The 19832-nt window shown below is 70.4% G+C and carries 15 protein-coding genes; 9 read left to right on the top strand and 6 right to left on the bottom strand.

The features are described from left to right. Positions 1–71: 71 nt before the first annotated feature. Complete coding sequence (locus AB0D04_RS25255; RefSeq protein WP_362707370.1) at positions 72–557, bottom strand: ribose-5-phosphate isomerase; 486 nt, start codon at positions 555–557, stop codon at positions 72–74. 215 nt (positions 558–772) lie between these two features. Here AB0D04_RS25255 and AB0D04_RS25250 point away from each other — a divergent pair, with 215 nt between their 5' ends. Continuing rightward, on the top strand, positions 773–2254 hold the full coding sequence (locus AB0D04_RS25250; RefSeq protein ID WP_362707368.1) for an amino acid permease: 1482 nt from the start codon (positions 773–775) through the stop codon (positions 2252–2254). A gap of 78 nt (positions 2255–2332) precedes the next feature. On the opposite strand, the gene AB0D04_RS25245 is transcribed toward AB0D04_RS25250, so the two are convergent. Then, a complete protein-coding gene (locus AB0D04_RS25245; protein WP_362707365.1) occupies positions 2333–2968 on the bottom strand; it encodes a biotin transporter BioY in 636 nt (211 codons plus the stop codon). Between the two features lie 376 nt (positions 2969–3344). Between AB0D04_RS25245 and AB0D04_RS25240 the strand changes: the two genes are divergently transcribed. The 3 genes from AB0D04_RS25240 (at position 3345) to AB0D04_RS25230 (ending at position 7278) form a co-directional block, all read left to right on the top strand. Continuing rightward, positions 3345–4775: an amino acid permease gene (locus AB0D04_RS25240; protein ID WP_362707363.1), complete on the top strand. Its 1431-nt coding sequence runs from the start codon at positions 3345–3347 to the stop codon at positions 4773–4775. Between the two features lie 252 nt (positions 4776–5027). Continuing rightward, on the top strand, positions 5028–6458 hold the full coding sequence (locus AB0D04_RS25235) for an amino acid permease (RefSeq protein WP_362707360.1): 1431 nt from the start codon (positions 5028–5030) through the stop codon (positions 6456–6458). Between the two features lie 178 nt (positions 6459–6636). Then, positions 6637–7278 (top strand): superoxide dismutase, encoded by a 642-nt coding sequence (locus AB0D04_RS25230; RefSeq protein ID WP_362707357.1) that lies wholly within the window; start codon positions 6637–6639, stop codon positions 7276–7278. Positions 7279–7419: 141 nt separating this feature from the next. On the opposite strand, the gene AB0D04_RS25225 is transcribed toward AB0D04_RS25230, so the two are convergent. Continuing rightward, positions 7420–8064, bottom strand: a complete 645-nt coding sequence (locus tag AB0D04_RS25225; RefSeq protein WP_362707354.1) for a DsbA family protein — start codon at positions 8062–8064, stop codon at positions 7420–7422. A gap of 122 nt (positions 8065–8186) precedes the next feature. Here AB0D04_RS25225 and pepN (AB0D04_RS25220) point away from each other — a divergent pair, with 122 nt between their 5' ends. Then, the gene (pepN, locus tag AB0D04_RS25220) at positions 8187–10823 is read left to right on the top strand and encodes an aminopeptidase N (RefSeq protein ID WP_362707351.1); all 2637 of its coding nucleotides are present in this window, start codon (positions 8187–8189) and stop codon (positions 10821–10823) included. Between the two features lie 124 nt (positions 10824–10947). Beyond that, positions 10948–11967: a hypothetical protein gene (locus AB0D04_RS25215; protein ID WP_362707348.1), complete on the top strand. Its 1020-nt coding sequence runs from the start codon at positions 10948–10950 to the stop codon at positions 11965–11967. Positions 11968–12051: 84 nt separating this feature from the next. On the opposite strand, the gene AB0D04_RS25210 is transcribed toward AB0D04_RS25215, so the two are convergent. Together AB0D04_RS25210 and AB0D04_RS25205 are read right to left on the bottom strand one after the other, a co-directional pair. Next, positions 12052–13797, bottom strand: coding sequence for a TIGR03767 family metallophosphoesterase (locus tag AB0D04_RS25210; protein WP_362707346.1), 1746 nt, complete (start codon positions 13795–13797; stop codon positions 12052–12054). 229 nt (positions 13798–14026) lie between these two features. After that, complete coding sequence (locus tag AB0D04_RS25205) at positions 14027–14251, bottom strand: hypothetical protein (protein ID WP_362707344.1); 225 nt, start codon at positions 14249–14251, stop codon at positions 14027–14029. 131 nt (positions 14252–14382) lie between these two features. Here AB0D04_RS25205 and AB0D04_RS25200 point away from each other — a divergent pair, with 131 nt between their 5' ends. Then, positions 14383–14985: a TetR/AcrR family transcriptional regulator gene (locus AB0D04_RS25200; protein WP_362707342.1), complete on the top strand. Its 603-nt coding sequence runs from the start codon at positions 14383–14385 to the stop codon at positions 14983–14985. 211 nt (positions 14986–15196) lie between these two features. After that, positions 15197–16228 (top strand): aspartate-semialdehyde dehydrogenase, encoded by a 1032-nt coding sequence (locus AB0D04_RS25195; RefSeq protein WP_362707340.1) that lies wholly within the window; start codon positions 15197–15199, stop codon positions 16226–16228. A 79-nt stretch (positions 16229–16307) separates the two neighbouring features. On the opposite strand, the gene AB0D04_RS25190 is transcribed toward AB0D04_RS25195, so the two are convergent. Continuing rightward, positions 16308–16841, bottom strand: a complete 534-nt coding sequence (locus tag AB0D04_RS25190; protein ID WP_362707337.1) for a DUF1203 domain-containing protein — start codon at positions 16839–16841, stop codon at positions 16308–16310. Positions 16842–17026: 185 nt separating this feature from the next. On the opposite strand from AB0D04_RS25190, the gene pepN (AB0D04_RS25185) reads away from it, so the two are divergent. Further along, positions 17027–19621 carry an aminopeptidase N gene (gene pepN / locus AB0D04_RS25185; RefSeq protein ID WP_362707334.1) on the top strand — a complete coding sequence of 865 codons (2595 nt, stop codon included), beginning with the start codon at positions 17027–17029 and terminating at the stop codon, positions 19619–19621. The last annotated feature ends 211 nt before the right edge of the window (positions 19622–19832 follow it).

Genomic DNA, 19832 nt, shown 5'->3' with positions numbered 1-19832 from the left:
CCGCGGCTTCGCCGCTGCGGCCCGGCGCCTCCCGTGGGTGGGTGGTGAGTTGGGGGGGGGCGGGCGTTGTTCTACTGCTGCGGGTGATGCGCCGGAATCTCGGGGAGCTCGCCGGTGGTCTCGTAGGCGGAGAGCATGTCGATGCGGCGGGTGTGGCGTTCCTCACCGGAGTACGGGGTGTTGAGGAAGACGTCGATGAAGCTCGTCGCCTCGTCCCGGGTGTGCATGCGGCCGCCGACCGAGATGACGTTGGCGTTGTTGTGCTCGCGGCCGAGCTTGGCGGTTTCCTCGCTCCAGGCCAGTGCGGCACGGACGCCCTTGACCTTGTTGGCGGCGATCTGCTCGCCGTTGCCGGAGCCGCCGATCACGATGCCGAGGCTGTCCGGGTCGGCCGCGGTCCGCTCGGCGGCGCGAAGGCAGAACGGGGGGTAGTCGTCCTGGGCGTCGTAGATGTGGGGGCCGCAGTCGACAGGGTCGTGGCCATGGGCCTTGAGCCACTCGACGAGGTGGTTCTTGAGTTCGAAGCCGGCATGGTCGGAACCGAGGTACACGCGCATGCGATGAGTGTGACACGGGCCCGCGGGGGCAGGCGCTGCCGGGTGGTCCCGCGGGTCCCCGTACGGGAGCGCGTCCTCACCTTCCGTACGCATGCGTGCCGGGCAATCGTCCGGTGTTTCACGCAACGATCCGACGCCAGGCCTTCCAATCGATGGGTGATCGACGTTCTAATGCGGGGGTTCCAATCCGTGAACCACACAAGGACGGTGCACACATGGGCGCGCACCTTCCCCCACGCTCCGACGGAGCAGGGGGCACCCCCGCCACCAAAGTGGCCCCCGTCGCCGGGAACCCCGGCAGCGGACCCACCGGGGGGCAGTCGCAGGACGGGCTGCAGGCAGGACTGAAGAATCGTCATCTGTCGATGATCGCCATTGGCGGGGTCATCGGCGCGGGGCTGTTCGTCGGCTCCGGAGCCGGGATCTCGGCCGCGGGGCCCGGCATTTTGCTTTCGTACGCGCTGACCGGGCTGCTGGTGGTGCTGGTGATGCGGATGCTCGGGGAAATGGCCGCCGCCTCCCCGACGTCCGGGTCGTTCTCCGCCTATGCCGACCGGGCGCTGGGGCACTGGGCGGGCTTCACGATCGGCTGGCTGTACTGGTTCTTCTGGTCGGTGGTGCTGGCGGTCGAAGCGACCGCGGCGGCCGCGATTCTGACCGGCTGGGTCCCGGCCGTTCCGCAGTGGGCCTGGGCCCTGCTGGTGATGATCGTGCTGACCGGGACCAATCTTGTCTCGGTCGGCTCGTTCGGTGAGTTCGAGTTCTGGTTCGCCGGGATCAAGGTCGTGGCGATCGTGGTCTTCATCGCGGTCGGCGCGCTGGCCATATTCGGGCTGCCGCCCGGTGATCATGCGGTGGGCACCGCGAATCTGACGGGGCACGGCGGGTTCCTGCCGCATGGTCCCGGCGCGATTCTGTCCGGCATGCTGCTGGTCGTCTTCTCGTTCATGGGCAGCGAGATCGTGACGCTGGCGGCGAGCGAGTCACCCAATCCGGTGCAGGCCGTACGGAAGGCCGTCAACAGCGTGATCTGGCGGATCGCGCTGTTCTACATCGGGTCGATCGGGGTGATTGTGACGCTGCTGCCGTGGAACGATCCGGCGGTGGCCAAGAGCCCGTATGTGGCGGTGCTGAAGTCGCTGGACATTCCGTATGCGGGCACCGTGATGGATGTGGTGGTGCTGACCGCGGTGCTGTCGTGTCTGAACTCCGGTCTCTACACGGCCTCGCGGATGGCGTTCTCGCTCGGTGAGCGGGGGGACGCGCCGAAGTCGTTCGCGACGGTCAACCGGGGCGGTGTCCCCGCGGTGGCCATCTACGCTTCGGTGGCCTTCGGGTTCCTTGCGACGATCTTCAGCTACACGTCGAAGGACACCATTTTCCAGTTCCTGCTGAATTCGTCGGGCGCCGTTGCCCTGTTTGTGTGGCTGGTCATCTGCTTCTCGCAGCTGCGGATGCGGCGGATCATCGAGCGGGAGGCGCCGGAGCGGCTGACGGTACGGATGTGGCTGTACCCGTGGCTGACGTACGCGACGATCGCACTGATCGTGTTCGTCATCGGCTATATGTTCTACGACCCCGACGGGCGGGAGCAGATGGTGCTGTCGGTCGTCGCGGCCGTGGTGGTGCTGGCCGTCGGGCTGGTGCTGGACCGGCGGCGGCCGCGGGACGCGGCCGAGGGTGCCGCGAAGCGGTAGGAAAGCGGGAGAAAAAAGCGGTCGGGCCCCGCCTCACCCTGTGGTGAGTGCGGGGCCCGTTTGCGTGGGCGGTGCCGGTCAGCGGCGGCCGGCGAGCTTCCAGGCGGCCGGGAGGGCGCCCATCGCCAGTGCGGCCTTGAGTGCGTCGCCGATCAGGAACGGGACGAGGCCGACGGCCACGGCCTGGCCGAAGGACATGCCGGTGCTCAGGGCGAGGTAGGGGACGCCGATGCCGTAGATCAGGGCCGTGCCGGCGGCCATGGTGGCGGCCGTACGCAGGACTCCGCGGTCGCCGCCGCGGCGGGCCAGGGAGCCCACGACGGTGGCGGCGAGCAGCATGCCCAGGATGTAGCCGAAGGTGGCGCCGCCCGCGCCCGAGGTGCCGCCCGCGAACCACGGCACGCCCGCCATGCCCACCAGGGCGTACAGCGCGAGGGACAGCAGGCCGCGGCCCGCGCCGAGCGAGGCGCCGACCAGGAGCGCGGCGAAGGTCTGGCCGGTGACCGGGACCGGGGAGCCGGGGACCGGGACGGCGATCTGCGCCGCGATGCCGGTGAGCGCCGCGCCGCCGACGACCAGCGCGGCGTCGCGGACGCGGGCGCGGGAGGCGGTGGTGGTGGCGGGCAGCAGGTCGGCGAGGACCTCCCCCAAGCGCTCGGCTCCGCTCGAGCAGGGGGTGCCCCCATCGGATCGGGGGAAGGCTGCAGTGCTCATCGTGGCTCCGCGAGGTGAAGGGGTGTGGGACAGGTCGGGACGCGTTGACGTTAGCCGAGGGGACCGGTGGAGATCATCGTGTGGCGGCGACAAAGCCGTACCGGCCCCGCTTGGAGAGTTCTGCCCAACCGCCCGGATCGCCAGACCTGTTGGAGCGGCGGGCGTCCGCGCAGGTCACGTGATGCTCATCACGGCGGTGGCCGCGGCAGGACGCCGGTTTTGTGGTAGCGCGCGGCGGCCGGGGAAACTGGCCTCGCCCCGCACCGACCTGTGGGGTTCCACCAATGCCACGCGTTGCTGTGCGCCGCCGGAGCAGCCCTTCGGCACGCCTCTTCGCCGCCGCCTTTCGTCACACCCCTTACGAAGGTACGAGCCCATGCACGACGCAACGACCCCCGCCGGGACCGCCCCACTCGGTGCGGGGGCCGGCGAACAGGAGCCGCTGAACGGCGGTCTCAAGCAGCGCCATCTGACCATGCTGGGCCTGGGCGGGGTGATCGGCGCGGGGCTGTTCGTCGGCTCCGGCGCGGGCATCGCGGTGGCCGGACCCGGGATCGTGCTGTCGTATCTGATCGCCGGTGCGCTGGCGATGCTGATCATGCGGATGCTCGGGGAGATGTCGGCGGCGATGCCGGCCTCGGGCGCGTTCTCGGTGCACGCGGAGCGGGCGCTGGGGCGCTGGGCGGGCTTCAGTGTGGGGTGGCTGTACTGGTTCCTGCTGGTGGTGGTGCTCGCGGTGGAGGCCACCGGTGCGGCGCAGATCGCCAACGGGTGGGTGCCCGGCGTTCCTCAGTGGGCCTGGGTGCTGATCTTCATGATCGTGTTCACCGCGGCCAATCTGGCGGCGGTGAAGAACTTCGGTGAGTTCGAGTTCTGGTTCGCGACGCTGAAGGTCACGGCGATCGTGCTGTTTCTGGCGCTGAGTCTGCTGGCGGTGTTCGGGGTGCTGCCGGACACGGATCCGGTCGGCATGGCGAACCTCACCGGGCAGGGCGGCTTCCTTCCGCACGGCTGGGCCGGCGTCGTCTCCGGTGTGCTGGCCGTGGTGTTCGCGTTCGGCGGGCTGGAGGTCGTCACCATCGCGGCCGCCGAGTCGGACGATCCGGCGCGCGCGGTCGGCCGGGCGGTGCGCAGTGCGGTCTGGCGGATCCTCTTCTTCTACGTGGGCTCGATGCTGGTCATCGTGACGCTGCTGCCGTGGTCGTCGATGCGGCCGGGCAAGAGTCCGTACGTCGCGGTGCTGGACTCCATCGGTGTGCCGGGCGCCGGGCAGATCATGAACATCGTGGTCTTCGTGGCGCTGCTCTCGGCGCTGAACGCCAATCTCTACGGGGCGTCGCGCATGGTGTTCTCGCTTGCGGAGCGGGGCGAGGCGCCGCGTGCGCTGTTGAAGGTGTCGGGGGGAGGGGTGCCGCGGCGGGCCGTACTGGCGTCGGTTGCCTTCGGTTTCGTCTCCGTGGTGCTGAATCTGAAGTGGCCGGATTCGGTCTTCCTCTACATGCTCAATGCCGTGGGTGCGGTGCTGCTGTTCGTGTGGGGCCTGATCGCCGTCTCCCAGCTGCGGCTGCGTCCGCGTATCGAACGCGAGGCGCCCGAGAAACTGACGCTGCGTATGTGGGCGTTCCCGTGGCTGACGTGGGTGGCGCTGCTGGCGATGGGCGGTGTGCTGGTGCTGATGCTGACCGACGACACGGCGCGTCCGCAGCTGCTGTGGTCGGCCGGGGCGACGGCGGCGGTGCTGGCCGTGGCGGGCGTTCGGGAACTGCGGACGCGCAGGGCGCAGGGCCCGCGCCGCGCGCAGGGCTGACGGATACGCCCCGGCCGGCCCGGAGGGCTGAGGCGCGCGTCACAACAGGTGGCAACTGACGATGAAACGACCACGGGTGGTCACGATCTCGTCTGAATAGCGAACATTCACTGCACAACTGTTGCCCTGAGCGGACACCGGCGCTCAAACTGAGCGCGCTTCACCGCAGGACCCCTGGAGTTGAGCCGTCGGCGGCCCCGGGAGAAGGCAGTATCGCCCCGCTTCGCTCTCACATACTGGGACAGGTACGACATGAATCGGACACCCTCGTCCGCCACGCCACTGCGCAAGCAGACCGATGCGGTCCAGGGCGCCGGCCAGGACGGCGGCCCCTCGCTGTCCAACGGCCTCAAGCAGCGCCATCTTTCGATGATCGCCCTCGGCGGCGTGATCGGCGCCGGCCTGTTCGTCGGCTCCCGCGAGAGCATCGCCGCCGCGGGCCCCTCGGTCGTGCTGGCCTATGCGGTCTCCGGGGCGCTGGTCATGCTGATCATGCGGATGCTCGGCGAGATGGCCGCGGCCAACCCGGCCTCCGGCTCCTTCTCCGTGCACGCCGAGCGCTCCATAGGCCCGTGGGCCGGCTTCACGGTGGGCTGGATGTTCTCCGCGCTGCTGTGTGTCGCGGTGGCCGCCGAGGCGCTGGGCGCCGCGGACATCATGCACCACTGGTTCCCGGCCACCGAGCCCTGGATGTGGGTACTGCTGTTCATGGTGGTCTTCACCGCCACGAACCTGGCGGCGGTCAGCAACTTCGGCGAGTTCGAGTTCTGGTTCGCCGCGCTGAAGGTCGCCGCGATCGCCCTCTTCCTGATCCTGGGCGTGCTCGCCATCTTCGGCGTCCTGCCGGGAACCGAGGCGCCGGGCGCCACGCATCTGACCGGTGACGGCGGGTTCCTGCCTCATGGCACGGACGGCCTGATGGTCGGCCTGCTCGCCTCGGTGTTCGCGTACGGCGGGCTGGAGACGGTGACCATCGCGGCAGCCGAGTCCAAGGACCCGGTGCGCGGGGTGGCGAGCGCGGTGCGCACCGCGATGTGGCGGATCGCCCTCTTCTACGTCGGCTCGATGGCCATCATCGTCACCGTCATTCCCTGGAGCGCCCCCTCGATCGCCAAGAGCGGTCCCTACGTCGCCGTCCTGGACTACCTCCAGATCCCGGCGGCCGGCCAGATCATGAACGTCGTCATCCTGGTCGCGCTGCTCTCCGCGGTGAACGCCAACCTCTACGGCGCGTCGCGGATGGCGTACTCCCTCATCTCCCGCGGCCAGGGCCCGGCCTTCCTCGGCAAGGTCAGCAGCGGCGTACCGCGCCGCGCCGTGCTGCTGTGCTCCGCCTTCGGCTTCCTCGCGGTCCTCTTCAGCTTCCTGTGGCCCGACACGCTCTTCCAGTGGCTGCTGAACATGGTCGGCGCGGCCGTCCTGGTGGTGTGGGCCTTCATCTCGGTCTCCCAGCTGCGGATGCGGCGCCGGCTGGAGCGCGAGGCGCCGGAGAAGCTCGTCGTGAAGATGTGGGCCTTCCCGGTCCTGACGATCGTGGCGCTGGTGGGCATCGTCGCCGTCCTGCTGCTGATGCTGCGGGACGAGAACCAGCGCATCCAGCTGCTGTTCACCGGCGGCTTCGGAGTGGTGCTGGCCGCGGTCGGGCTGGTGCGGCAGCGAACGGCCGCCCGGCGCGCGGAGTAACGCGCCACCGGACACCCCCTTTCAGGCGGGGCGGGACCTCCTTCCGAGGTCCCGCCCCGCCTCCGTCTTTGGGACCAGGCCGGTGCCCTTGCCCGGCCGGTGATCATTCCTGCTGATAGCGTGCTCTTGCACATTGTTTGCAACTACTGCATGTACGCAGCTTGGAGGCGGGATCGGCATGGCGACCTACACACTTCCGGAACTCCCCTACGACTACGCGGCGCTGGCCCCGGTCATCAGCCCCGAAATCATCGAGCTGCACCACGACAAGCACCACGCGGCCTATGTGAAGGGCGCCAACGACACGCTGGAGCAGCTGGCCGAGGCGCGCGACAAGGAGTCCTGGGGCGCCATCAACGGCCTCGAGAAGAACCTCGCGTTCCACCTCTCCGGGCACATCCTGCACAGCATCTACTGGCACAACATGACCGGCGACGGCGGCGGCGAGCCGCACGAGAAGGACGGCGTGGGCGAGCTGGCCGACGCCATCGCGGAGAGCTTCGGGTCGTACGCCGGGTTCAAGGCCCAGCTGACCAAGGCCTCGGCCACCACCCAGGGGTCCGGCTGGGGAGTGCTCGCCCACGAGCCGGTCAGCGGGCGGCTGATCGTGGAGCAGATCTACGACCACCAGGGGAATGTCGGCCAGGGCTCGGTGCCGATCCTGGTCTTCGACGCCTGGGAGCACGCCTTCTACCTGCAGTACAAGAACCAGAAGGTGGACTTCATCGAGGCGATGTGGCAGGTCGTCAACTGGCAGGACGTGGCCAAGCGGTACGCGGCCGCCAAGGAGCGCGCGAACACCTTGCTGCTGGCGCCGTGAGGCGGTAGCGGTACCGGTCGTCCTGCCTCGTGATCGTCTTCTCACCCTTCACCTGGCGGGCGGAATGACGGAGCGCCCCCGTACGTCGAATACGTACGGGGGCGCTCCCATTCCAGCTACCGGACATCGCCGCGACCGGTATCAGTCAAAAATGGGGCCCTGCGTACGCGTCCGCTTGATCTCGTAGAAGCCCGGAATGGACGCCACCATCAGCGTGCCGTCCCAGAGCTTGGCCGCTTCTTCGCCCTTGGGGGCCGGGGTGACGACCGGGCCGAAGAAGGCGATCTGGTCGCCGTCGGAGCCGGGGACGGCGATGACCGGGGTGCCGACCTCCTGGCCGACGAGGTCGATGCCGGCCTTGTGGGAGGCGCGCAGCTCCTTGTCGTAGGTGTCCTTGTCGGCGTACTCGATCAGGTCGGCGGGCAGGCCGGCGTCCTCGAGGGCGGCCGCGATGGACTCGCGGCTCACCCCCTCGCCCGCGTTGTGGAAGCGGGTGCCGAGCGCGGTGTAGAGCTTGCCGACGACCTCGTCGCCGTGGAGCTGCTGCGCGGCGATCACCACGCGGACCGGGCCCCAGGCCTTGCCGCCGGGGCGCATGTTCTCGGCGTATTCCTCGGGCAGCTGGTCGAGCTTGTCCTCATTGAGCACCGCCAGGCTCATCACATGCCAGCGCACCTCGACCGGGCGCACCTTTTCCACCTCCAGCATCCAGCGGGAGGTCATCCAGGCCCAGGGGCACAGCGGGTCGAACCAGAAGTCGGCGGGGGTCTTCGCGGTCTCGGACACAGGGTCTCCTCTTGCGGACGGTGCGGTGATGTTCCGGTCACGGTTCGCACGCTTCAACAACAGGACACCGTGCCATGATTCCCAGTGTTCGATATTCGAGACAAGGACAAGGGAGTCACGTCGTGCCAGGTGAGAATCTGTCCCGGGACGAGGCCCGGACGCGGGGCCGGCTGCTGAGCGTTGACGGGTACGACGTGGCGCTGGATGTCCGCTCAGCGGTGCAGCGCGGCGAGGCCGCCGCCACCTTCCGCTCCCGGACCACCGTCCGGTTCCGCTGCGCCGAGCCGGGCGCGGCGACCTTCGCCGATCTGCTCGCTCCGTCCGTCACCTCCGTCACCCTCAACGGCCGCGAGCTGGACCCGGCCGCGGTCTTCGACGGCACCCGGATCGCGCTCGACGATCTCGCCGCCGAGAACACCCTGGTCGTCGATGCGCAGTGCGCCTACAGCCGCACCGGCGAGGGCCTGCACCGGTTCATCGACCCCGAGGACGGCGAGGTCTACCTCTATACGCAGTACGAGCCGGCCGACGCGCGCCGGGTCTTCGCGAATTTCGAACAGCCGGACCTGAAGGCCCCGTTCAGCTTTGAGGTGACCGCTCCGGAGGGGTGGGTCGTGCTCAGCAACGGCGCGGAGGAGGGGGAAGTCGAAGGGGCGCGCGAAGCGCTTCCACTGAAGGGTGGTGGTGGGCGACGGGCGGGAGGCAGGCACCGGTTCGCGACGACGCGGCCGATCTCGACGTACATCACGGCCGTGGTCGCCGGCCCGTACCACTACGTCTCCGACAGCTACCGCCGCACCTTCGAGGACGGCAGCACGCTGGAGATCCCGCTGGGCGCGCTGTGCCGCAAGGGACTGGCGCGGCATTTCGACGCGGACGACATCTTCACCGTCACCAAGCAGGGCCTGGACTTCTTCCACGACCACTTCGACTATCCGTACCCCTTCGGGAAGTACGACCAGGCCTTTGTGCCGGAATACAACCTGGGTGCCATGGAGAACCCCGGGTGTGTGACCTTCCGCGAGGAGTTCATTTTCCGCGGGAAGGTGACCGAGGCGTCGTACGAGGGCCGGGCCAATGTCATCCTGCACGAGATGGCGCATATGTGGTTCGGCGACCTGGTGACCATGCAGTGGTGGGACGACCTGTGGCTCAAGGAGTCGTTCGCGGACTTCATGGGGGCGTTCGCGCTGGTGGGGGCGACGCGGTTCACGGACGGCTGGATCACCTTCGCCAATCGCCGTAAGTCCTGGGCCTACCGCGCCGATCAGCTGCCGTCCACCCATCCGGTCACCGCCGATATCCGTGACCTGGAGGACGCCAAGCTGAATTTCGACGGCATTACGTATGCCAAGGGCGCCTCGGTACTCAAACAGCTGGTGGCCTACGCCGGGCAGGATGCCTTTCTCGAGGGCGCGCGGCGGTATTTCCAGCGGCATGCGTACGGGAACACCCGGCTCGCGGATCTGCTGTCGGTCCTGGAGGAGACCTCGGGGCGGGACATGGCCGCCTGGTCGCGGGCCTGGCTGGAGACGGCGGGCGTCAACTCCCTCACTCCGCAGGCGACCTATGACGCGCAGGACCGGATCACCGAGCTGAGCATCTTCCAGGAGGCGGCCCCTTCGCATCCCGAACTGCGGCCGCACCGGGTCGCGGTGGGCCTGTACCGGCGGCGGGACGAGGACGGCGCGCTGGTGCGCCACGCCCGCGCGGAGGTGGATGTCTCCGGGCCCCGTACGGTCGTCGAGGAGCTGGCGGGTGCCGAGCGGCCCGAGCTGATCCTGGTCAACGACGACGATCTGACGTACTGCAAGATCCGCTTCGACGCGGACTCGCTGGCCGCCTTGCGGGCCCGCCTCGGCGACCTCGCCGACCCCCTGGCGCGGGCGCTGTGCTGGGCCGCGCTGTGGGGCCTGACCCGCGACGGGCTGATGCCGGCCCGCGACTATCTGGACCTGGTGCTGCGCTTCGCCGGCCGGGAGACCGACATCGGCGTACTCCAGTCGCTGCACACCCAGGCCCGTACGGCCCTCGAGCACTACTCCGCGCCCGGCCGCCGCGAGACCGCCGCCCGCGACCTGGCCGAAGGCGCGCTGCGTGAGCTGCGGCTGGCCGAGCCGGGCAGCGGGCACCAGCTCGCCTGGGCGCGGCACTTCGCCACGATCGCCTCCAGCGAGGCCGATCTGCAGCTGCTGCGCGGCCTGCTGGACGGCAGCGCGAAGATCGACGGACTGGAGGTGGACCAGGAGCTGCGCTGGGCGTTCCTGGAGCCGCTGGCCTCGCACGGCGCCGCGGACGAGGCCGTCATCGCCGCCGAACTGGCCCGCGACGACACCGCCTCGGGCAAGCGCCACGAGGTCCGCTGCCTGGCCGCCCGGCCGTCCGCCGACGTCAAGGCGCAGGCGTGGACCGATGTCGTGGCGTCCGATGTGCTGTCGAACGCGCTGGTGGAGGCCACGATCAGCGGTTTCGTCCAGCTCGGTCAGCGCGAGCTGCTGGCGCCGTATGCGCCGCGCTACTTCGCGGTGATCGAGCGGGTGTGGCAGGAGCGGTCGATCGAGATCGCGATGTCGGTGGTGCGCGGGCTGTTCCCGGCCTGGCTGGTGGACCGGGCCACGCTGGGCGCGGCGGACTCGTGGCTGGCGGAGCATGCCGAGGCGGCGCCCGCGCTGCGCCGGATGGTCGCGGAGGAGCGGGACGATCTTGCCCGGGCGCTGCGCGCACAGGCTTGTGACGAGGCGGCCGCCGTCAAGCCGTAACCCCCGTCCCGACCAGCCTTTCTCGGCAGTCGAACGCCCGTACTTTAGGGCGGCGTTGTCCGCCTTTGGGTACGGGCGTGTAACAGCGGTTAGCGGGTGGCGCGGGCGCGGGAATGGCCGGGTCATGAACCACGACACCCCGCTCTCCCCGCTCCCCCTCCGCCAGCTCTCCGGCATCCAGTACCGGGTGTTGACCACTCGTCAGCTGCGCGAGCACGGTGTGCTGCCCGCGGAGATCACCGAACGGTGCCGGCCCGGCGGCCCCTGGCAGCCGGTCCTGCCCGGTGTGTATCTGCTGCACCCGGGGCCGCCCACCAGCGAGGAGCGGCTGCATGCGGTGCTGCTGTACGCCCTCCACCGGGGGCCGACCGTCCCCCGCCAGGGCGGCGGGCAGCCCGGCGCGCCGGCGGCGATGATCACCGGCCTGGCGGCGCTCGCCCTGCACGGCTTCACCACCGCTCCCCCGCTGCTCGCCCTCGACCGCATCGACGTCCTGGTCGCCCGCACCCGGCGGCTGCGCCCGTCCGGCTTCGCGGGGATCATCCGGTCCCACGAGCTGCCGGTGCCCCAGGAGATCACCGGGGTGCCCACCGCGCCCGTCCCGCGCGCGCTCGCGGACGCGGTCGCCGGGCTCTGTGACGCGTCGTCGGTGCGCCGGCTGCTGACCGAGGCGGTACGCGGCGGGCACTGCGAAGCGGCCGCGCTGGTACAGGAGCTCGGCCGGGCCCGCCTGCTGACCCGGCCGCATGTGGTGGACGCGGTGGACACCCTGATGGCCGAGGGCCGGGCGCTGGCCGAGCAGCGGCTGTACGCCATGGTGCACCACCACGGCCTGCCCGACCCCCTCTGGAACGTCGATCTGCGGCTGCCGGGCGGGCCGCACCTGGGCGGCGTGGACGCGTACTGGCCGGAGCACTCGGTGGCGGTGGAGATCGACACCAGGGCCCCGCGCCACGAGGAGGACCCCGGCCACCCCTACGACCACAAGCGTGAGCACCTGGAGCGGCTGGGCATCACGGTCGTCCGCTGCCTGCCGCGCGCCCTGCGCGATGCCCCCGGCCAGCAGGCCACGGTGGTCCGTACGGCCCTGATGGCGTCCACCGACCGGGAGCCGAGCGCGTATGTGGTGGTTCTGCCCCGTTAGCGGGCCCGAACACCCCGGCTTCCCGGCCAACCTCCCACCGCAACCCACAACGGCTCCTGCCTCGGTCCACCACGCCGTACGGTGCTAGAAGCGCTTCAGCAGCAGCTCGACGTTCCGGTCCCGGGACGTGCCCGCCAGGTCCGTACGGGCCTGGGGCGCATTGCAGGACAGCTCCCGGTAGAGGGCCGCCAGGCCGGTCTGGGAGAGGTCGCTGAAGTCCGTACGGTGCGGGGCCGCCGACTCGACCAGGGTCGTGAACAGCGACAGGGTGCCGTCGTGGTTGTCCACCAGCTCGATCACCCGCGCCAGCTGCGGGAAGTCGATGTGCGAGGCGGTGGAGACCTCCCAGAAGCTGCCGTGCGGGGTGATGTCGTTCTTGTGGCTGTGGCCGTTGATCCAGCCGACGACGCCGGGGTGGGCGGCCAGCAGCTCCACCAGCTCCGCACCGCCGTGCCGCTTCTCGTCCGGCCGGGCCGGGTCGGGGCGGGTGTTGTTCATGGTCTTGCTGGTGTGATGGCTGAAGACCAGCACATGGCGGCCCGCGGCCTTCTCCTCGTCCTTCAGCACCCGCTTGAGCCAGCGGAGTTGGCCGTCCCCGATCGATCCGGTGTAGTGCCCGCCGGGGTCGGTGGTGTCCAGGCTGATGCCGAGGACGTCGTCGGAGACCGGGAAGGTGTAGTAGAGCCGGTCCTCGGCCAGATGGGCGGCGGTGTAGCCGTGGCCGTGCGGGCCGGGGCCGGTGCGGGCCGGGTCGAGATGGGCCTTGAGGTACTCGGCGCGGGTAAAGGGGGCGCGCCGCTCGTCGGGGGTGACCGGGCGGGCCTGCTTCGCATGCGCCTTCAGCAGCCGCTTGAAATCCTCACCCTTGGGGTCGAGGCCGTTCTTGACGGCCTTCCAGACCTTCGCGGCCTCGGCGGCGGGCAGCGTCTCCAGCTTGCGGCCGCCGGTGGCCATGTCGGCGAAGAAGGGGTCGCCGGGCGCGTAGCAGCCGCCGGGCAGCGAGTCGTGGTTGCCGACGGTGGAGTACCAGGGCAGCCGCAGCCCCGGGCTGTGGACGGTACGGATCGCGGCGTCGAGGAACCCGTCCAGCTGCGGGAACCCCAGCTTCTTGTCGGCGTCGCGCAGGGCGCTGTCCGGCTGCCAGTACAGCGTCAGCCCGCTGTCCTGAACGCCCTCGTAGCGCCGCGGGTTCCCGGAGTTCGGGGTGATCCGGCCGCCGCTCATCGCCGTCAGGAACCAGTCCAGCTCCAGCTTGGAGTTGTTGTCCGTGTTGTCCCCGGTGGTCATCACGAACGACAGCGGGGCGCCGGTGGCCGGCCCGCCCGGCAGCGCGTTGACCCGCTCGATCAGCGAGATGACCCCCGCGACGGAGAGCGCCTCCTGCGGCCGCCAGGCGCTCGCGGTCTCGGCCCGCAGGTACTCGTAGCGCAGCGGGCTCTGCACATCGACCAGGTGGAGGTCGGTGAACTGGACGAAGGACGCCAGCGCGGTACGGCGCCGGTCGCGCCCGCCGTGGGCGGCGGCCAGCTCGGCGCGGACGACCCGGTCCCAGGCGGGACCGTCGGCGAGCCGGCGGTAGCCGGTGGCGCCGCGCGGGGTGGCGACGCCGGCAAGGGTGGTGCCCTTGGTGTACGGGACGCGGGGGACGGCGGGGGCGTTCACCGGGACGGGCGCGGCGGGGGCCGGCCCCGGAGTGACGGTGGCGGCCGCGGCGGGCCGGTCGCCACCGAGGCCGAGGGTGAACCCGAGCCCGGTGGCGGCACCGACGGCACCGGTGGCGGTGAGGAAGGTACGACGGTCGAGAGCGGCGGCGGACCGTATACGGGACATGCGCGGACTCCCCGAGTGCGAGCGCGAAGGCGGCCGGGCAGCACAACTGCCCTGTCACCTTGGATCGTTGGCATCGGGGATGACCTGCGAGTGAACGGCACCGCAACGCCGTTTGCCCATCACCGGACAGGGATCACGGCGCAATCGGCCGGTCATCGTCCTCTGTTCCCGGGGGCGGACGACGGTCACCGGCTGTTCATCTGACGGGGTAGGGCCCCCGGCCCCGCCCCTACGCCTTGTCGTCCTCGCGGCCCCGCGGCCACACCGCGAAGGCGACCAGCACGGCCGCCCAGACCCCCAGCGGCAGCAGCGGCCAGAAGCGCGTCACCTCACCCTTGCGGAAGCAGTTCACGCCCCAGATCGCGGAGAGGATCACGGCTCCGCCGAGCCAGTAGCGCCATTCCTCGATCCACTCCCGCAGGTCCCGCGCGCCGGCATCGCGCCGTTCGGTCATCGGTGGCCCCCTTCGGCACACTCGGCAACGTTGAGAATACGACCGTATCCTAAAAAAGATACGAGCGTATCCTCACAGCCTGAAGCAGTGGCCGGACACAGCCGGACGGCGAGAAGGAGGAGCGGCGCACCGTGCCCAGGACCGTGGACCGCGCAGAGCAGCGCCGGCAGATCGGCGCCGCCGTGCTGCGCCTGGCGTCCGAGCAGGGCCTGGACGAGGTCAGCGTGCGCACCGTCGCCGCGGCCAGCGGACGCTCCCCGGGGGCCGTCCAGAAGTACTTCCGCACCAAGGACGAAATGCTGTCCTTCGCCGCCGAGCTGGCGGGCGAGCGCTTCGAGGAGCGGATGGCCGCCGTGGACACCGCTCGCCCGCCGCGCGAGGCGCTGCGCGCGCTCGTCCTAGCGACCCTCCCGGTGGACGCGGAGCGACGGGCCGAGGCCGCGGCCCAGCTGGCCTTCGCCCTCCGCGCGGCCCACCACACAGAGCTCGGCGCCATCCGCCGGCGGGTCGACCAGGAGGTCCGCGAGGCCCTCGGCGCCTGGCTGGCGTCGGCCGGAATCGGCCGCGGCGCGGACCCGGCCGCCGACCGCCTGGCCCTCGCCGACGCGGTGATCGCCCTGTCCGACGGGCTGGCACTACGGCTGCTCTACGCGCCGGACGACCGGGAGGCGCTGCTGTGTGCACTCGACCGCGCCCTGGACGCCCTGATTCCGCCGCCGGTGCCGCATTCTTGAGTCACACGGGAATCACGCGGGAATCACCCAGAGAAACCCCACTGCCCACATTCGTCGTGTATACCCCCAATGCCCCGCTTGATCCCGCCGACAGTGCTCCACGAAATGAAACGGATTGGACAAGGCGACGGGGGTCACACACATGATGGGAGCACTACTGAGCAGGTGTTCCCAGCAGACACCTCCATCAGGTTCGGAAAGAAGGAGTCCCATGAGGATCGGAATCGTCGGAGCCACCGGACAGGTCGGCGGCGTGATGCGGGGCATTCTCGCCGAACGCAACTTCCCGGTCGAGCAGCTGCGACTGTTCGCTTCGGCCCGGTCCGCCGGACGTACGCTGCCCTGGCAGGACACCGAGATCACGGTCGAGGACGCGGCCACCGCCGACTACTCGGCGCTGGACATCGTGCTCTTCTCGGCCGGTGGCGCCACCTCCAAGGCGCTGGCGGAGAAGGTCGCCAACGCCGGCCCCGTCGTGATCGACAACTCCTCGGCCTGGCGCCGTGACCCCGAGGTCCCCCTCGTCGTCTCCGAGGTGAACCCGCAGGCGATCACGGACCGCCCCAAGGGCATCATCGCCAACCCGAACTGCACGACGATGGCCGCGATGCCGGTGCTGCGTCCGCTGCACGACGAGGCCGGTCTGGTCTCGCTGGTCGTCGCCACCTACCAGGCGGTGTCCGGCAGCGGGCTGGCCGGTGTGGCGGAGCTGGAGGGGCAGGCCCGTAAGGTCATCGAGCAGGACGCCGGCAAGCTGGTGCACGACGGCGCCGCGGTGGAGTTCCCCAAGCCCGAGACCTATGTCGCGCCGATCGCCTTCAATGTGCTGCCGATGGCCGGCTCCCTCGTCGACGACGGTCTGAACGAGACCGACGAGGAGCAGAAGCTCCGCAACGAGAGCCGCAAGATCCTGGAGATCCCGGACCTGAAGGTGTCCGGCACCTGCGTGCGGGTCCCCGTCTTCACCGGCCACTCCCTCCAGGTCAACGCCCGCTTCGCGCGTCCGCTGAGCCCCGCCCGCGCCCAGGAGCTGCTGGCCGGCGCCCCCGGCGTCACCCTCTCCGACGTGCCCACCCCGCTCGAGGCGGCGGGCCAGGACGCATCCTTCGTGGGCCGCATCCGCGCGGACGAGACCGCCGAGAACGGCCTGTCGCTGTTCGTCTCCAACGACAACCTCCGCAAGGGCGCGGCGCTGAACGCCGTCCAGATCGCGGAGCTGGTCGCGGCGGAGCTGCGCGGCTGAGTGCCGTCCGCTTTCGGGTGCCCGTACGGAGTGGTCTCCGTACGGGCACCCGCCGTTTCCGGCCACCACCGGGCCCGCCTCAGGGGCGGCGCACCTCGAACTGGAAGCACCCGTACTCCACGGCCCGTACGTGCACCAGCGCAACCTCCGGGTCGGCGAAGGCCTCGTCGAAGACGGCGTCGAAGGCGCTCTCCGCCGCCTGCGGGATCTCGAAGAACCGCCCGTCGGCGATCTGCCCCTTGGCGTTGTAGCTGCGGACCGTGCGCAGCGCGCCCGCCGCGGTGAACGGATACCCGCTCGCGGCGGTGTCCGGCCCGGCGCACTCCTCGGCGTGCAGGAACACCGGCCCCAGCTCCTCGTACGCCCCGGGGTCGGCCCCGGTGGCCGCCGCCCAGCGCCGCAGCGGGGCGTACGAGACCAGCGCGACCCGCTCGCCGGGCTCGATGCTCCGCAGACAGCAGCGCAGCGGACTGCCGACGCAGTCCACGGGGACGCCGTCCGCACGGGCGGTGAAGGCCGCCAGCGGACGGCCGGCGTCATCGACGAGCTGGAGTTCTTCGAGGGCGGCCGGCGGGATCGGCCGAGGGGTGTAGCGGGTGCTGTGCTTGATCATGCGTCCAGCCTGAGGCTTCGGCCCGGCCGGCGCTGGCGGGATCCGGACATCGCGTCGGGATCCGGACATCGCGTCGGGATCCGGGCGCGGCTGCCGATCGTCGGCTGCCCATGATCAGGTGACCCGCGCCGTGGAAGGATGGCCGAAGAGTCCGATGCGATGACGAATGCGAAGGAGATGGCCGGGTGCCTGGCACGAATCTGACCCGCGACGAGGCACAGCAGCGGGCGCGGCTGCTGAGCGTGGACGCGTACGAGATCGATCTCGACCTCTCCGGTGCGCAGGAGGGAGGGACCTACCGGTCCGCGACGACGGTGCGGTTCGACGCGGCCGAGGCCGGCGCGGAGACGTTCATCGATCTGGTCGCGCCGGCCGTGCACGAGGTCGTGCTCAACGGCGAGGCGCTGGACGCGGCCGAGGTGTTCAAGGATTCGCGGATCGCGCTGGCGGGGCTGCGGGCCGGCCGCAACGAGCTGACGGTCGTGGCGGACTGCGCCTACACCAACACCGGTGAGGGGCTGCACCGTTTCGTCGACCCGGTGGACCAGCAGGCCTACCTCTACACACAGTTCGAGGTGCCGGACGCGCGCCGGGTCTTCGCCTCCTTCGAGCAGCCGGACCTGAAGGCGACGTTCCAGTTCACCGTCACGGCGCCCGCCGGCTGGACGGTGATCTCCAACTCGCCGACGCCGGAGCCGGGCGGCGCCGACGGCACCGTATGGCGCTTCGAGCCGACGCCGCGGATCTCGACGTACATCACCGCGCTGATCGTCGGCCCGTACCACAGCGTGCACAGCGCGTACGAGGAGGACGGGCGGTCGGTGCCGCTGGGCATCTACTGCCGGCCGTCGCTGGCCGCGCACCTGGACGCGGAGGCGATCTTCGAGGTCACCCGGCAGGGCTTCGCGTGGTTCCAGGAGAAGTTCGACTACCCCTACCCGTTCGCGAAGTACGACCAGCTCTTCGTGCCGGAGTTCAACGCGGGCGCGATGGAGAACGCGGGCGCGGTGACCATCCGCGACCAGTACGTGTTCCGGTCGAAGGTGACGGACGCGGCCTACGAGGTGCGCGCCGAGACGATCCTGCACGAGCTGGCGCACATGTGGTTCGGCGACCTGGTCACCATGGAGTGGTGGAACGACCTGTGGCTGAACGAGTCGTTCGCCACGTACACCTCGATCGCCTGCCAGGCCTACGCGCCGGGCTCGAAGTGGCCGCACTCGTGGACGACGTTCGCCAACTCCATGAAGACCTGGGCGTACCGGCAGGACCAGCTGCCGTCCACCCACCCGATCATGGCTGAAATTCGCGACCTCGATGACGTTCTCGTGAACTTCGACGGCATCACCTACGCCAAGGGCGCGTCCGTTCTCAAGCAGCTCGTCGCATACGTCGGCATGGACGAGTTCTTCAAGGGCGTGCAGGCCTACTTCAAGGCGCATGCGTACGGGAACACCCGGCTGAGCGATCTGCTGGGTGCGCTGGAGGAGACCTCCGGCCGTGACCTGAAGACCTGGTCGAAGAAGTGGCTGGAGACGGCGGGGATCAACATCCTGCGGCCCGAGATCGAGGTCGATGCGAGCGGCGCCATCACCTCCTTCGCGGTCCGGCAGGAGGCTCCGGCGCTGCCGGCGGGTGCGACGGGCGAGCCCGTACTGCGGCCGCACCGGATCGCGATCGGCGCGTACGAGCTGCAGGACGGCAAGCTGGTCCGGACGCAGCGGATCGAGCTGGACGTGGACGGCGAACTGACCGCCGTACCGCAGCTGGTGGGCGCGCAGCGGCCCGCCGTCGTCCTCCTCAACGACGACGACCTGTCGTATGCGAAGGTCCGGCTGGACGAGGAGTCGCTGAAGGCCGTCACCGAGCACCTGGGCGACTTCACCGAGTCGCTGCCTCGGGCGCTGTCGTGGGCGTCGGCGTGGGACATGACCCGGGATGCCGAACTGGCCACCCGCGACTACCTCTCCCTGGTCCTGTCGGGCATCGGCAAGGAGTCCGACATCGGCGTCGTCCAGTCGCTGCACCGTCAGGTGAAGCTGGCGCTGGACCTGTACGCGGCTCCCGACCGGCGCGAGAGCGGCCTGGCCACCTGGACCGAGGCGGCGCTGGAGCACCTGCGGGCGGCCGAGCCGGGCAGCGACCACCAGCTGGCGTGGGCCCGCGCCTTCGCCGCCTCGGCCCGTACGGGCGACCAACTCGACCTGCTGCAGGGCCTGTTGGACGGTACGGAGACGGTCGAGGGACTGGCGGTGGACACCGAGCTGCGGTGGTCGCTGCTGGAGCGGCTGGCGGCCACCGGGCGCGCGGACGAGAAGGCCGTCGCGGCGGAGCTGGAGCGGGACAAGACCTCGGCGGGCGAGCGGCACGCGGCGACGGCGCGCGCGGCGCGGCCGACGGCGGAGGCCAAGGCCGAGGCCTGGGCCTCGGTGGTGGAGTCCACTGCGTCTGACGCAGAAGCGGGGCTTCCCAACGCCGTGCAGGAGGCCGTCATCGGCGGCTTCGTCCAGACGGATCAGCGGGAGCTGCTGGCGCCGTACGCCGCGAAGTACTTCGACGCGGTCAAGAGCGTGTGGGACGCGCGCAGCCATGAGATGGCCCAGCAGATCGCGGTCGGCCTCTACCCGGCGCTGCAGATCTCCCAGGAGACCCTGGACGCCACGGACGCCTGGCTGGCCTCGGCCGGGCCGAGCGCGGCCCTGCGGCGCCTGGTGACGGAGTCCCGGGCGGGGGTCGAGCGGGCACTGAAGGCGCAGGCCGCGGACGCTGCGGCCGCCTGAACCCTCGGCTGAATTCCGGCACCGGGGCGGTGGTCCGCCCCGGTGCCGGGGCATTTCCGGAAGCTCTTCCGCGGTCCGTGAAGAGTGTGTTGCGGTCCGTGCGGAAGTCCACCGGCTGTCCCTACAGAACGCTGTGGAGGTCCACCGGCGGTCCATACAGAACGCGCCAACACTCAGGCTCGCCGTCAACTCCGCTCACTCGAACGCGTTA

The organism is Streptomyces sp. NPDC048483 (genome assembly GCF_040651455.1).
Lineage (GTDB): Bacteria > Actinomycetota > Actinomycetes > Streptomycetales > Streptomycetaceae > Streptomyces.
Note: the sequence above shows the minus strand (reverse complement) of the source record. Positions and strands in the feature narration are given on the sequence as shown.

What these genes read in the sequence shown, in the direction of transcription:
- AB0D04_RS25255 (WP_362707370.1), bottom strand. Translation starts at nt 557, where the DNA reads ATGCGCGTGTACCTCGGTTCCGACCATGCCGGCTTCGAACTCAAGAAC.
- AB0D04_RS25210 (WP_362707346.1), bottom strand. Translation starts at nt 13,797, where the DNA reads ATGTCCCGTATACGGTCCGCCGCCGCTCTCGACCGTCGTACCTTCCTC.
- AB0D04_RS25235 (WP_362707360.1), top strand. Translation starts at nt 5,028, where the DNA reads ATGAATCGGACACCCTCGTCCGCCACGCCACTGCGCAAGCAGACCGAT.
- AB0D04_RS25250 (WP_362707368.1), top strand. Translation starts at nt 773, where the DNA reads ATGGGCGCGCACCTTCCCCCACGCTCCGACGGAGCAGGGGGCACCCCC.
- AB0D04_RS25215 (WP_362707348.1), top strand. Translation starts at nt 10,948, where the DNA reads ATGAACCACGACACCCCGCTCTCCCCGCTCCCCCTCCGCCAGCTCTCC.
- AB0D04_RS25245 (WP_362707365.1), bottom strand. Translation starts at nt 2,968, where the DNA reads ATGAGCACTGCAGCCTTCCCCCGATCCGATGGGGGCACCCCCTGCTCG.
- AB0D04_RS25190 (WP_362707337.1), bottom strand. Translation starts at nt 16,841, where the DNA reads ATGATCAAGCACAGCACCCGCTACACCCCTCGGCCGATCCCGCCGGCC.
- AB0D04_RS25230 (WP_362707357.1), top strand. Translation starts at nt 6,637, where the DNA reads ATGGCGACCTACACACTTCCGGAACTCCCCTACGACTACGCGGCGCTG.
- AB0D04_RS25205 (WP_362707344.1), bottom strand. Translation starts at nt 14,251, where the DNA reads ATGACCGAACGGCGCGATGCCGGCGCGCGGGACCTGCGGGAGTGGATC.
- AB0D04_RS25240 (WP_362707363.1), top strand. Translation starts at nt 3,345, where the DNA reads ATGCACGACGCAACGACCCCCGCCGGGACCGCCCCACTCGGTGCGGGG.
- AB0D04_RS25195 (WP_362707340.1), top strand. Translation starts at nt 15,197, where the DNA reads ATGAGGATCGGAATCGTCGGAGCCACCGGACAGGTCGGCGGCGTGATG.